A 12,621-nucleotide genomic window follows, 5' to 3' on the forward strand; every position below is an offset into this window, starting at 1 on the left:
GTCCCGGGCAGGGCAGAATGAGAGGGTGAGCTGGCAGTGGAAGAGCGTCGTCGTGGTGTATTTGTTCGCGCTCGCGTGCGCTGTGCTGACCGGATGGCTGTCTCTGCCCGGCCAACATCTGATCTGGATCAGCCTCTCCTTCGCCGGCTGCACGATCGGAACCCTGAGCGTACAGCTCGCGACCGGACGCAAAGAAGGCTACGTGGACCGGGTGACGACCAGCCTCGTCGGGGCCGTGGCCGTGCTCGCCGCCGCCACCGGAATCTTCGCTCTCGCCGGGGTCCTCTGACTCTGATCTGCGTCAGCCCGTGCTCATGTGGTTCTGCTGAGGCGTGCCGAGGGGTTATCGCGCGCGAGCGGGCTAGAATAAGGGACATGTCTATCCTCGCTATCGAAATCTTCTTCCTGGGGCTGCTCGCGCTGGCGAGCCTGTCGATCGCCTGGGTGTCCGGCTTGGTTCTGTTCAAGCTGTACCGGGGGCAGCGGTAGCCCTCGATGTTTGAGCTGCCCCCTCAGCTCCCCTCCGAACTCGTGCCGCTGTCGTGGCTCCTCGGAGTGTGGGAAGGTTCGGGAGTCATCGACTACCAGATCGGCGAGGAGTCCGTCAGCCGGGAGTTCGGTCACCGGCTGAGCTTCAGCCACGACGGCCTGCCGCACCTGAATTACAGCTCCTACACCTGGCTCGAGCCCACGCCCGACTCCGACGGCGGTGAGTCGACGCCGCTGATGACGGAAACCGGGTACTGGCGGCTGAGCCGTGCCCAAGGGCTCGGCGATCCCGGTCCGGGTCTGCTGCCGGCCGTGGGTGAGCATCCGTTCGTCACCGCAGCGGCGGTCGAAACCCTCCGCAACGCCGACAACGGCTTCGATATCGACGTGACCATCGTGCACCCCGGCGGAGTCGCGGAAATCTACCTCGGCCAGGTCAAGGGTCCGCGCATCGATTTAGCGACGGATGCCGTGATGCGCACCCAGGGTGCCAAACCCTACTCGGCGGCGACGAGGCTCTATGGTCTGGTCGACGGTCATCTGCTCTGGGCCTGGGACATGGCCGCCTTAGGTCAGAGCCTGCGCACCCACGCGTCCGGCCGCCTCAAGCGCGTCGAGTAAACGGGCATCCCTGCGCCTCACATCCGGGCGCCCCGGCGCCGAACCGTCCGTTGGAAAGAGTTCCCATGACCGATGCACCTGTGTCCCCTCTCCCGTCCTCGCCGCTCAGATCCCCGCTGCTCGAACTCGACGGCGCGGTGCAGGCCGAGGGCATCGACGCCGGCGTGGCCGCGCACTACGGCGGACCCCTCACGGAGCAGCGCCGGCTCCTCGCCGGCGGAGCCGTCGTCGACCTGTCCCACCACGGCGTGCTGAGCGTCGCCGGCCCGGACCGGTTGACCTGGCTGAACTCCATCTCCAGCCAGGAGCTGCGCCGCCTGGCGCCGGGGGAGTCCACCGAGACGCTCCTGCTCGACCCGAACGGCCACGTCGAATACGCCATGGCCGTCATCGACGACGGGGTGGAGACCTGGCTGCTGGTCGAGGCAGCCCAACTGCCCGGGCTGCACGCCTGGCTCGACACGATGCGCTTCACACTGCGGGTGCAGGTCGTCGACCACACTCTCGCCTACGCCGTGATCGGGTCGATGGGTGACCCGTCGGTGTTGCCGCTCACACCGGCCGCGCCGAACGGAGTGCCTCTGGTGTGGCACGACCCCTGGACCCAGGTCTCCGCGGGCGGATACCAGTACGCGCCTGGACCGGTGCACCCGGCCGCCGCGTGGCACTGGGCCGAGACCCTCGTCCCCCGCGCGTCCCTGCCGGCTCTGCGCGACGCCGTGCGGGACGGAGGGGTCGCCGCGGCCGGCCTCCTCGCCGTCGAGGCCCTCCGGATCGCGGCGTGGCGCCCGCGGCGGGCCACGGAGGTCGACGAGAAGAGCCTGCCGCACGAACTCGACTGGTTGCGCAGCGCCGTGCATCTGAACAAGGGCTGCTACCGCGGCCAGGAGACCGTGGCCAAGGTGCACAACCTCGGGCATCCGCCCCGCCGCCTGGTGCTGCTGCACCTGGACGGCTCCGACGCGGTGCTCCCCGTGCACGGGGACGAGGTGCAGGCCGTGAAGCAGCTGGCCGATGGAACCACCGAGCACCGCGGGATCGGCCGGATCACCTCCAGCGCCATCCATTACGAGCTGGGCCCGATCGCGCTCGCCACGGTGAAGCGCACCGTTCCCGCCACGGTCACCCTGTACGTGGCCTCCCAGGACATCCTCGTCGCGGCCGCACAGGAGGTGATCGTGCCTCAGTCGGCGGGCTCGGTGGCCGATATCCCGCGCCTGCCCCGGCTCGGCATCCGCACGCCCGGCCACTGACGCCCGGCCACTGACGCCGGCCACTGACCCGGGCCGGCGACCCAGCCCCGGCGCGCTCGCCACGTCGGTAGAGTTGGACGCATGTCAGATGCATACAATCTCATCCTTCTCCGTCACGGCCAAAGCCTATGGAATCAGGAAAACCTTTTCACCGGCTGGGTGGATGTCAGGCTGAGCGAGCAGGGCGCGGGCGAAGCAAAGCGCGCCGGCGAGCTTCTCGCCGAGTCGGGCCTGCTGCCCGACATCCTGCACACCTCATTACTTACCCGCGCCATCCAGACCGCGAACATCGCTCTGGAAGAGGCAGACCGGCTGTGGATCGACGTCAAGCGCTCCTGGCGGCTCAACGAGCGCCACTACGGCGCCCTGCAGGGCCTCGACAAGGCGGAGACCCTCGCCAAGTTCGGGCCCGAGCAGTTCCAGCTGTGGCGCCGCTCCTTCGACGTTCCGCCGCCCGTGCTGGCCGACGATTCCCGCTGGTCTCAGGCGCACGACCCGCGTTACGCGGCGCTCGGCGACGACCTGCCCCGCACCGAGTGCCTCAGCGACGTCGTCGACCGGATGCTGCCCTACTGGGAATCCGACATCACCCCCGACCTGCGTGCGGGCAAGACGGTTCTCGTCACCGCCCACGGCAACTCGCTGCGTGCGCTGGTCAAGCACCTTGATGGCATCAGCGACGCGGACATCGCCGAGCTGAACATCCCCACCGGCATCCCGCTGGTCTACCGCCTCGGCGCGGACATGATGCCGCTGGGCCCCGGCCGTTACCTGGACCCCGAGGCTGCCGCCGCCGGTGCCGCCGCCGTTGCGGCCCAGGGAAACAAGAAGTAGCGTCCAACCCACCAGGAACGAGAAAGCCCCGGAAGCGACTGCTTCCGGGGCTTTCTCGTTCCTCATGAGGCCGGAACGCCTGGACTCTAGGCGCTCGTGTTCTGCTGCCAGGCGCCGGTGCCGAGGTACTGCACCTTCTTCGCGATCGAGACCGCGTGGTCGGCGAAGCGCTCATGGTAGCGGCTGGCGAGGGTGGAGTCGACCGTATCGGCCGCCTGGCCCTTCCAGGTCGCCCCGAGCACGGCGTCGAACACGCTGAGGTGCAGCGCGTCGACCTTGTCGTCTTCGTTGCGGATGGTTTCGGCCAGCTTCATGTCCTCATTGGTCAGAAGCGCGGTGAGCATGTGCGCGATCGCCGTGACGAGCGTGCCCATCTCGGCGAAGGTGGCGCGCAGGCTTTTCGGCACGACCTTGTCGGGGAACCGATAACGGGCCAGCTGGGCGATGTGCGTGGACAGATCGCCCATCCGTTCGAGCGACGCACTGATGCGCAGGGCGCTGACGACGATGCGCAGGTCGCGTGCGACCGGCTGCTGGCGGGCCAGGATCGTGATGGCCAGCTCGTCGAGTTCGATGGTCAGCTCGTCGATCTTCTCGTCTTCGGAAATCGCTTCCTCCGCCAGACCGACGTCGGACTCGTTGAAGGCGCGCGTCGCCTTGTCGATGGAGATCGCCACGAGTCGGGAGATCTCGACAAGGCGATCCTGCACTTCGGCGAGTTCCTGCTGGAATACTTCACGCATGGTGTGTGGTCCTTCCTGGGCGCGCGTAACACGCAGACACGTGAGACCCACCTGGCCCCACCGAATCATGGGGGAGGGAGGTTAACGGCAGGTGCCGTGGTCTTGAACTCTACCTAAAGTAGCTTGCGCGCCGGGACGGCCCTGTCACCCACCCGGAATAAACGTCAGTATTCTGGATGAATGGAATCGACAGGGCTTGTGCTTCTGGCGCTGGCCCTCGGCCTGACTGTCGGGGCCGGTTTCATGACGCTGCTGCACGTGGCCGAGCGCCACGGTCGGCGCGCCGCCGAGGTCGTGAACCCGGCCGTCCCCGACGGAATCGACCAGGTGCTCGACGCGCTGGAGACGGCCGGTGCCGTCGTCGACCCGTCCAACAACGTGATCAAGGCATCCCAGGCCGCGGTGTCGATGGGACTGGTCTGGAATCGGCAGATGGTGCACTCCGAGCTCCTGGACCTGATCAGCCAGGTGCGCCGTTCCGGCGAGCCGATCTCGGAAAACCTCGTCCTCTCCCGCGGGCCCTTCGGTGATGCCAGCATGCGGGTGCGGGTGCGGTTGGCCCGGCTGGGAACACGGTACGTCCTGGTGCTGGCGGAGGACCGCACCGAGGCTTTCCGGCTCGACGAGGTGCGCCGGGACTTCGTCGCCAACATCAGCCATGAGTTGAAGACCCCCATCGCCGCCGTGGGGCTGCTGGCCGAGGCGCTCACCCAGGCGGCGGACGAGCCGGCGCAGGTGCGCCGCTTCGCGAACCGCCTCACCACTGAGTCCGGTCGCCTCAGCCGCCTGACCCAGGAGATCATCGAATTGTCCCGCCTGCAGGCGCAGGATTCCCTAACCGAGCCCGAGATCGTCAACGTCGACGTCATCGTGGCCACGGCGGTGGACCAGAGCCGGGTCCCCGCGGAGGCGGACCGGATCACGATCGCCCTCGGCAAGAAATCGGGGGCCGAGGTGAGCGGCGACGAGCGGCTCCTCGTGATGGCCGTGCACAATCTCGTGGCCAACGCCGTGAACTACTCAGCAGAGGGTTCCCGCGTCGGGGTCGGGGTGCGCAAGAACGCCGGAGTCGTCGAGATCAGCGTCACCGACCAGGGCGTGGGTATTGAGGAAGCCGATCTTGATCGGATCTTCGAACGCTTCTTCCGGGTCGACCAGGCCCGGTCGCGGCACACCGGCGGTACGGGCCTCGGCCTCGCGATTGTCAAGCACATCGTTCAGATCCACGGCGGCGACATCCGCGTCTGGTCGCAGCCGGGCAGCGGTTCGACCTTCACCATCCGCCTCCCGGAGGCGCCGCACCCCGCTTCGGCGGCGATAGGAGACACCCCATGACCCACATCCTTCTGGTCGAAGACGAGAGCGCGCTCAGTGAGCCGCTGAGCTTCCTGCTCGAGCGGGAGGGGTACGAGGTCACCGTCGCCGAGGATGGTCCGAGCGCCATCAGCGAGTTCGACCGCACCGGCGCAGACCTGATTCTGCTCGACCTCATGCTCCCCGGCATCCCGGGCACGGAGGTGTGCCGGGAGATTCGCACGCGGTCGTCTGTGCCGATCATCATGCTGACCGCCAAGGACTCCGAGGTGGACATCGTGGTCGGGCTCGAGCTCGGCGCCGACGACTACGTCACCAAGCCGTATTCGACCCGGGAACTGCTCGCCCGCATCCGTGCCGTTTCCCGGCGCCGCACCGACGAGGTCGGGGAGGACCTGAGCCTGCTGTCGGCGGGCACCGTGCGGATGGACACCGAGCGGCACACCGTGACAGTGTCCGGCGAGATCGTGAACCTGCCGCTGAAGGAATTCGAGCTGCTGGAGTTCCTGCTCCGCAACGCCGGCCGGGTGCTCACCCGAGGTCAGCTGATCGACCGGGTCTGGGGCAGCGACTACTTCGGGGATACCAAGACCCTGGACGTGCACATCAAGCGGATCCGGTCGCGGATCGAAGCCGCCCCCTCGGATCCGACCATGCTGGTCACCGTGCGCGGCCTGGGCTACCGCTTCGACGCCTGAGGCCGGGCGCGACAAGCACGCCCGCGCGGAAATGCGTCCCGCGATCCGGAGCGGCCGGTCGGCCTCGCCCTACGGGGCGGAGGTCGGCAGCAGGGTCGAGTACTCCTCGAGCGAGCCGTCGAGTACCGGGACGAGAACCTCGACGCCGGTCTCGTTGCCGTACTGGAAAAAGACGGGGAACAGCGACCCGGGCGCGACGTCGGCCGTGACGGTGACGGTCGGGGAATCCGGTGTGCCGAACGTGACGCTGGAGTTCGCGTCCACGTTCACCTCCTGGGTGAACTTCTCGGTGCCATCGTCGTACTGCACGTTCAGGCTGTGTGCCGAATCGCCCGAGTTGACGACGGTGACCACGAGGTTGGCGATGTTGCCGTCGTCCGACAGGAGCATGGCGTTGCGGATGGCGAGGTCGCCGACATTGCCGCTGACTCCGTCGCTTGCGTCGTATTTCGCGGTCGTCGACTGCGGTGCCAGCAGATTGCAGCCGCTGGTCCCCAGAAGGATGCCGGCCGCCACAACGACGGACACGATGATACGAGCTTTCACAACGCCTCCAACAGATCACCGTTCCGCCTGACGGCCAAACGCTGCACATTAAGCTTTCCCCTTCAGCCTACCGGCTCCCGTCGGGCTGAGCCGCGCGCGCCCGGGCGCGGCGCACCCTACCACTGGCCGCTGTGGTATCCTCGACGTTGCTGAAGGGATATTCATATGCTGTTTGAGGTTGGCGAAACTGTCGTTTATCCCCACCATGGTGCTGCGACGATCACCGAGGTGAAGACGCGCATGGTCAAGGGTGAAGAGAAACTGTACCTGAAGCTGAATGTCACCCAGGGCGATCTGACCATCGAGGTGCCCGCCGAGAACGTCGACCTGGTCGGCGTTCGCGATGTGATCGGTCAAGAGGGTCTCGACAAGGTGTTCGAGGTGCTGCGCGCTCCCTTCACCGAAGAGCCCACCAACTGGTCGCGCCGGTACAAGGCCAACCTGGAAAAGCTCGCATCCGGCGACGTCATCAAGGTGTCGGAGGTCGTTCGTGATCTGTGGCGCCGCGATCAGGACCGGGGCCTCTCCGCCGGCGAGAAGCGGATGCTGGCCAAGGCCCGTCAGATTCTTATCTCAGAGCTGGCACTGGCGGAGAAGACCGACGAAGAGAAGGCCTCCACGGTCCTCGACGAGGTCCTGGCGTCCTAACCGGCATAGCCGGATCGGCAGAATCAGAACCGACGTAACCAGACTTGCTTTCGAGGGAAGGCGGCGCCGCGAGGTGCCGCCTTTCGTATTTCGTGCCTCTGACGCCCGCGCCGACGCGGTCTCATGCCGCAGTTCTTCCCGCACCACTTCCCGCACCGCTTCGTACTCACCGTCTCGCGTCTATTCGTCGCCGACCTCACCAGATAGCCTCCAGATATGACTGAAACCCCCGCGCCCCAGGTCGCAGTCATCGTCGTCGCCGCCGGGAGTGGCAGCCGGCTCGGGCACGCCGAGCCGAAGGCGTTCGTCTCGCTGGCCGGACGCACCCTGCTCGAACGCGCGCTTGCCTCTGTGTTCGCGATGCGGGACCCGGTGCAGGTCATCGTCGTCGCGCCCGACACCCACCTGGCCCACGCTCGCCGGGTCGCCTCGAGGGCGGGCGGGGCAGCATCCGTCGACGTGGTGGCCGGCGGCGCCACGCGACAGGAATCGGTGAACCGCGGCCTGGCCGCGGTGCACCCCGGCGTGCGCACCGTCCTGGTTCACGACGCCGCGCGCGCCCTCACGCCCGCCGCGCTCTGCGACGCCGTCGTCGACGCGGTGCAGTCCACCGGTCACGGCATCGTTCCCGGCCTGGCCGTGGTCGACACCATCAAAAACATCTCCGCTGCCGGCGAGATCCTGGGCACGGTGGACCGCGCCGCACTCTCGGCCGTGCAGACCCCGCAGGGCTTCCCGAGGGAGATGCTCGCCGCCGCGGCCGCCGCGGCATCCGCCGGCTCGTCGCTCGCGGCAACCGATGACGCGGGCGTGGTGGCCGCCGCCGGCTACCCGGTCAGCGTGATCGCCGGGGACCCCCTCGCCTTCAAGATCACAACCCCGTGGGACCTGGGCCGGGCCGAGGCCCTGCTCGGCGGACGCATGCCGGCCCACTCCGCGCCCCGCACCGACACCGCGCCCCGCGTGGGCACCGGGCTCGATGTGCACGCCTTCGACGACGACTCCGAACTGTGGCTCGCCGGCCTGCACTGGCCGGGGGAGCGCGGACTGTCCGGGCACAGCGATGGCGATGCCGCCGTGCACGCCATCTGCGACGCCCTGCTCTCCGCCGCCGGGCTGGGCGATCTCGGTGGTGTCTTCGGCACATCCGATCCGCGCCTCGTCGACGCCCACGGCGACGTATTCCTCGGCGAGACCCTGCGCCTGCTGGCGGCCGCCGGGTTCAGGGTCGGCAACGTCACGGTGCAGATCATCGGCAACCGGCCCAAACTCAGCACGCGCCGGGCGGAGGCGGAGGCGCTGCTCGGATCGCTGCTGAAGGCGCCGGTCGCCGTGTCGGCGACCACGACGGATGCCCTGGGCTTCACCGGTCGCGGCGAGGGCCTCGCCGCCATCGCGACGGCGCTCATTCTCCCCGACCCCCCGGCAGACCCTGACCTAAGCTGGGAAGCGTGACCATGCGACTCTACGATTCCAGGGCCCAGGCCCTCCGCGACTTCATACCCCTCACGCCCGGCGCGGTGGGTATCTACGTTTGTGGACCCACCGTGCAGTCCTCGCCCCACATCGGCCACCTGCGCAGCGCCCTCGTCTACGACCAGCTGCGCCGCTGGCTCACCTACCGCGGCTTCGACGTGACCTTCGTGCGCAACGTGACCGACATCGACGACAAAATTCTGGCCCACGCGGTCGGGGGCGCCGAGCAGTGGTGGGCGCTCGCCTACCGCTACGAGCTGGAGTTCACCGCCGGCTACCAGCGGCTGGGCATCCTCGCCCCCAGCTACGAACCCAGGGCGACCGCCAGCATCCAGCAGATGCAAGACCTGATCACCCGACTGATCCAACTCGGGCACGCCTACCCGGCCGATGACGCCTCCAGCGACGTCTACTTCGACACGGCGAGCTGGCCCGACTACGGTGACCTCACCCGCCAGCGGCATGGCGACATGGAACCGGCAGCGGATGCCGACCTGCGCGGCAAGAACGACCCACGCGACTTCGCCCTGTGGAAGGGTCGCAAAGCCGATGAACCGGAGTCCGCCTCCTGGCCGTCCCCGTGGGGAGCCGGCCGTCCCGGCTGGCACATCGAGTGCTCGGCCATGGCGTCCCGCTACCTCGGCTCCCACTTCGACATCCACGGCGGCGGGCTCGACCTGCGCTTCCCACACCATGAGAACGAGCTGGCCCAGTCCGCCGCCGCCGGCGACGGCTTCGCGAGCTACTGGGTGCACAACGGTCTCGTCAACGTGAACGGGCAGAAGATGTCCAAGTCGCTGGGCAACTCGGTCTTCGCGACGGAGCTGCTCGACCAGGCGCGCGCCATCGTCGTGCGCTACTACCTGGGGGCGGCCCACTACCGTTCCACCATCGACTACCACGAGGGTTCCCTCGTGGAGGCCGAAGCGGCCCTCGAAAGAATCGAGAGCTTCCTCGACCGCGCCGACCGCCGCCTGGCGGACACCCGCTTCGCCGGATCCGGCGTCGAGATCGTCCCGGACGAATTCGCGTCCGCCATGGACGACGACCTGGCCGTGCCTCAGGCTCTGGCGGTGTTGCACGACACCGTGCGTACCGGCAACGCGGCGCTGGACGCCGAAGATCTGCACGCTGCCGCCGCCGCGCGTGGTCACGTGCTCGCCATGAGTGAGGTTCTCGGCATCAACCCGCTCTCACCGGGCTGGTCCGTGGCCACGGACGAACCGGCCATGATCGCACTCACCGCCCTCGTCGAGCGCCTGCTCGACGATCGCGAAATCGCAAGGCAGGGCCGCGACTATGCGGCCGCAGACCGTATCCGGGACGAGCTCGTCGCCGCCGGAATTACCATCGAAGACACCCCCTCGGGTGCCCATTGGAGTTTTGACTGATGAAGAACACAGACCGTAAGTCCCGCACCGGGGCCGTGCGCAAGGGCAGCCGGGGACCACAGGTCGGTTCCGGCGGCCAGGGACGCCAGGCGCTCGAGGGCAAGAAGCCCACGCCCAAAGCGGAAGACCGCCCCTACCACCCCGCCGGCAAACGCAAGCTCGCCCAGGACCGCTTCGTCGCGGCCGGCGGCGGCCGCAGCCGCGGCTCCGCTGGTCCCAAGAGCGCGCCGCGCAGCGCCACCACCGGCAACACCGGCGGCGGCGGAGCGTCCACCCGCCGGGCCAAGCAGATCGACGAGCATGAGGTTGTGACCGGGCGCAACTCCGTACTGGAGGCGCTGCGGGCGAAGATCCCCGCCACGGCCCTGTACATCGCCACGCGCATTGAAATGGACGAACGGGTGAAGGAGGTCCTCACCCTCGCGACGACCCGCGGCATCCCCGTCCTCGAGGTCATGCGCCCGGAGCTCGACCGCTTGGCGGGCCGGGACTCGGTGCACCAGGGTCTCGCGCTCAAAGTGCCGGCCTACGAGTACGCCCAGCCCCTCGAGCTGCTGGAACTGACGATCAGCCGCGGCCACAAGCCGCTCTTCGTCGCCCTCGACGGCATCACCGACCCCCGCAACCTCGGCGCCATCATCCGCTCGACGGCCGCGTTCGGCGGACACGGCGTGATCGTGCCGCAGCGTCGGTCCGTCGGCGTGACCGCATCGGCGTGGAAGACGTCGGCCGGAGCCGCTGCCCGACTTCCCGTCGCCATGGCCACCAACCTGACCCAGTCGCTCAAGGCGCTCAAGGAGCGCGGCGTGCTCGTCATCGGACTCGCCGGCGACGGCGACACCCAGCTGCCCGAGCTCGGCATCGGTTTCGCCGAGCGCCCCATCGTGATCGTGGTCGGCAGCGAGGGCAAGGGGCTGTCCCGCCTCGTCACCGAGACCTGCGACGCGATTGTGTCGATCCCGATCAGCGCCTCGACCGAATCCCTCAACGCGGGGATCGCGGCCGGCGTGACACTGTACGAGGTCTCCCGACTGCGCGCGGCCGCCAAGGCCGCCAAGGTCGCGAAGCAGGTAGCCGCCGCGACGGCGGCAGCCGCCTCCGCAGCCTCTTAACCCGATCCGCCGGGCGCCCGCCCGGTAGGCCGAACCGCGAGAAAAGCTTCCTAATCCCACAATCGGCGGGCTTTTCTCACGGTTCGGCGGGCTACACGGACCCGGCGGCACGCCGGTCGGATCAGACCTTGAGGCGCCAGTCGGCCTCGTCGTCGGCGGCCGACTCGGCCGCGTCCGCCAGGGCGGCGGTCTCATCGTCGGTCACGTCGATCGGGATCGTGATCTCGCCGGTGGCCGGCTCGATCACGGTGGCCTCGTCGCGGCGGTGCCGGAGTACGTCCTTGACGTAGGAGGTGACGGCCTCGGCCAGCGGGATATCCCTGGACTGGTTCTGGGCCATGAACCAGCGGTGGTCGAGCAGCTGGTGGAAGACCTCGGCCGGCTCCAGCTTGCCCTTGAGATCGCGGGGAATGGCCCGGATGACGGGTTCGAAGACGCGCACCAGCCACTCGTGCGCCAGCATCTCCTCGTCGGCCTCCGGGTCGCCGTAGGAGACCCGGTAGGAGTCGAGGTCGTTGAGCAGGCGCCGGGCCTGGTTCTCCTCGGCGTCGAGCCCGGTCAGCCTCAGCAGGCGCCGCTGGTGGTGGCCGGCGTCGACGACCTTCGGCTGGATGCGCACGGTCGTACCCGTGTTGTCCGTCTTGATGGCCAGTTCCTCGATGTCGAACCCGAGGTCGTTGAGGCGTTCGACGCGTTCCGTGATGCGCCAGCGCTCGGAGCTGGAGAAGGATTCCGACCCGGTGAGCTCTTTCCAGAGCAGCCGGTAGGCGGCCACGATCCCATTGCTGACCCGGATGGGGTCCAGCTCGTCGGCCGCCCGGCCGCCGGCCTCGAGGTCCATGAGCTCACCGGCGATGTTGACGCGCGCGATCTCCAGGTCGTTTTCGCGCTGGCCGTTGGAGAGCCCGCCGGGATAGAGCTGCCCGGTCTCCGCGTCGACCAGGTAGGCGGCGAACGCGCCGGCGTCACGGCGGAAGAGGGTGTTGGACAGCGACACATCGCCCCAGAAGAGGCCGGCCATGTGCACGCGTACCAGCAGCAGGGCCAGGGCGTCGACCAGCCGGGTGGCGGTGTCGGGCCGCAGGGTCTGCGAGTAGAGCGCGCGGTAGGGGAGCGAGAACTTGAGGTGCCGGGTGACGAGCACCGAGTTCAGCGGCTCGGCGTCGTCATCGGTGCGGTTCGTGATCACGGCGAGCGGCTCGACGCAGGGAATTTCCAGGCCCTGCAGGGTACGGAGCATCTCGTACTCGCGCTTGGCCATCTCGCTGGTGGTCTCCTTGATGGCGACGACACGGCCGCTCAAATGAGCGAAGCGCACGAGGTGGCGCGAGATGCCTTTGGGCAACGCTGCGATGTTCTCGTTCGGCCAGGCGTCCAGCGGGAGGTGCCAGGGAAGGTCAAGTAGGGCTGGATCGGCAGTGGCCGATGTGATGTTGAGTGAACCGCTCATCCGTCGAGTTTACCGGTGTGCTCCACAGTCGGGGAACGACAAAACG

Annotated in this window: 13 protein-coding genes; 10 read left to right on the forward strand and 3 right to left on the reverse strand. The window is 68.3% G+C overall.

The features are described from left to right. Window positions 1-25: 25 nt before the first annotated feature. From E3O22_RS12050 to E3O22_RS12065, 4 genes are all read left to right on the forward strand, one after another. Window positions 26-289, forward strand: a complete 264-nt coding sequence (locus E3O22_RS12050; RefSeq protein ID WP_134395041.1) for a hypothetical protein — start codon at window positions 26-28, stop codon at window positions 287-289. 206 nt (window positions 290-495) lie between these two features. Next, window positions 496-1,110, forward strand: coding sequence for an FABP family protein (locus tag E3O22_RS12055; RefSeq protein WP_134395040.1), 615 nt, complete (start codon window positions 496-498; stop codon window positions 1,108-1,110). A gap of 65 nt (window positions 1,111-1,175) precedes the next feature. Continuing rightward, complete coding sequence (locus tag E3O22_RS12060) at window positions 1,176-2,363, forward strand: folate-binding protein YgfZ (RefSeq protein WP_134395039.1); 1,188 nt, start codon at window positions 1,176-1,178, stop codon at window positions 2,361-2,363. 81 nt (window positions 2,364-2,444) lie between these two features. Further along, on the forward strand, window positions 2,445-3,197 hold the full coding sequence (locus tag E3O22_RS12065; RefSeq protein WP_104100149.1) for a phosphoglyceromutase: 753 nt from the start codon (window positions 2,445-2,447) through the stop codon (window positions 3,195-3,197). Between the two features lie 86 nt (window positions 3,198-3,283). Here E3O22_RS12065 and phoU read toward each other — a convergent pair whose 3' ends face one another. Continuing rightward, a complete protein-coding gene (gene phoU, locus E3O22_RS12070) occupies window positions 3,284-3,940 on the reverse strand; it encodes a phosphate signaling complex protein PhoU (RefSeq protein WP_134395038.1) in 657 nt (218 codons plus the stop codon). Window positions 3,941-4,120: 180 nt separating this feature from the next. On the opposite strand from phoU, the gene E3O22_RS12075 reads away from it, so the two are divergent. Further along, window positions 4,121-5,275, forward strand: a complete 1,155-nt coding sequence (locus tag E3O22_RS12075) for a cell wall metabolism sensor histidine kinase WalK (protein WP_134395037.1) — start codon at window positions 4,121-4,123, stop codon at window positions 5,273-5,275. After that, window positions 5,272-5,952, forward strand: a complete 681-nt coding sequence (locus tag E3O22_RS12080; RefSeq protein ID WP_104100146.1) for a response regulator transcription factor — start codon at window positions 5,272-5,274, stop codon at window positions 5,950-5,952. Before E3O22_RS12075 ends, E3O22_RS12080 begins: the two co-directional genes overlap by 4 nt. Before the next feature lie 69 nt (window positions 5,953-6,021). On the opposite strand, the gene E3O22_RS12085 is transcribed toward E3O22_RS12080, so the two are convergent. Next, window positions 6,022-6,498: a hypothetical protein gene (locus E3O22_RS12085; protein WP_134395036.1), complete on the reverse strand. Its 477-nt coding sequence runs from the start codon at window positions 6,496-6,498 to the stop codon at window positions 6,022-6,024. 165 nt (window positions 6,499-6,663) lie between these two features. Here E3O22_RS12085 and E3O22_RS12090 point away from each other — a divergent pair, with 165 nt between their 5' ends. The 4 genes from E3O22_RS12090 to rlmB all read left to right on the forward strand — a co-directional run bounded on the left by E3O22_RS12090 (window position 6,664) and on the right by rlmB (window position 11,125). Continuing rightward, entirely contained in the window at window positions 6,664-7,146 is a 483-nt protein-coding gene (locus E3O22_RS12090; protein WP_104100144.1) for a CarD family transcriptional regulator, read from the forward strand. Window positions 7,147-7,362: 216 nt separating this feature from the next. Then, window positions 7,363-8,601: a 2-C-methyl-D-erythritol 4-phosphate cytidylyltransferase gene (gene ispD, locus E3O22_RS12095; RefSeq protein ID WP_134395035.1), complete on the forward strand. Its 1,239-nt coding sequence runs from the start codon at window positions 7,363-7,365 to the stop codon at window positions 8,599-8,601. Next, window positions 8,598-10,013: a cysteine--tRNA ligase gene (gene cysS / locus E3O22_RS12100; protein ID WP_134395034.1), complete on the forward strand. Its 1,416-nt coding sequence runs from the start codon at window positions 8,598-8,600 to the stop codon at window positions 10,011-10,013. The genes ispD and cysS overlap by 4 nt, the downstream gene beginning before the upstream one ends. Further along, window positions 10,013-11,125, forward strand: coding sequence for a 23S rRNA (guanosine(2251)-2'-O)-methyltransferase RlmB (rlmB, locus tag E3O22_RS12105; protein WP_134395033.1), 1,113 nt, complete (start codon window positions 10,013-10,015; stop codon window positions 11,123-11,125). Before cysS ends, rlmB begins: the two co-directional genes overlap by 1 nt. A gap of 121 nt (window positions 11,126-11,246) precedes the next feature. On the opposite strand, the gene E3O22_RS12110 is transcribed toward rlmB, so the two are convergent. Continuing rightward, window positions 11,247-12,575 carry a DUF4032 domain-containing protein gene (locus E3O22_RS12110; RefSeq protein WP_134395032.1) on the reverse strand — a complete coding sequence of 443 codons (1,329 nt, stop codon included), beginning with the start codon at window positions 12,573-12,575 and terminating at the stop codon, window positions 11,247-11,249. Between the last annotated feature and the right edge of the window lie 46 nt (window positions 12,576-12,621).

It is taken from the genome of Cryobacterium sp. TMT2-18-2 (assembly GCF_004402245.1).
GTDB classification, from domain to species: Bacteria; Actinomycetota; Actinomycetes; order Actinomycetales; family Microbacteriaceae; genus Cryobacterium; species Cryobacterium sandaracinum.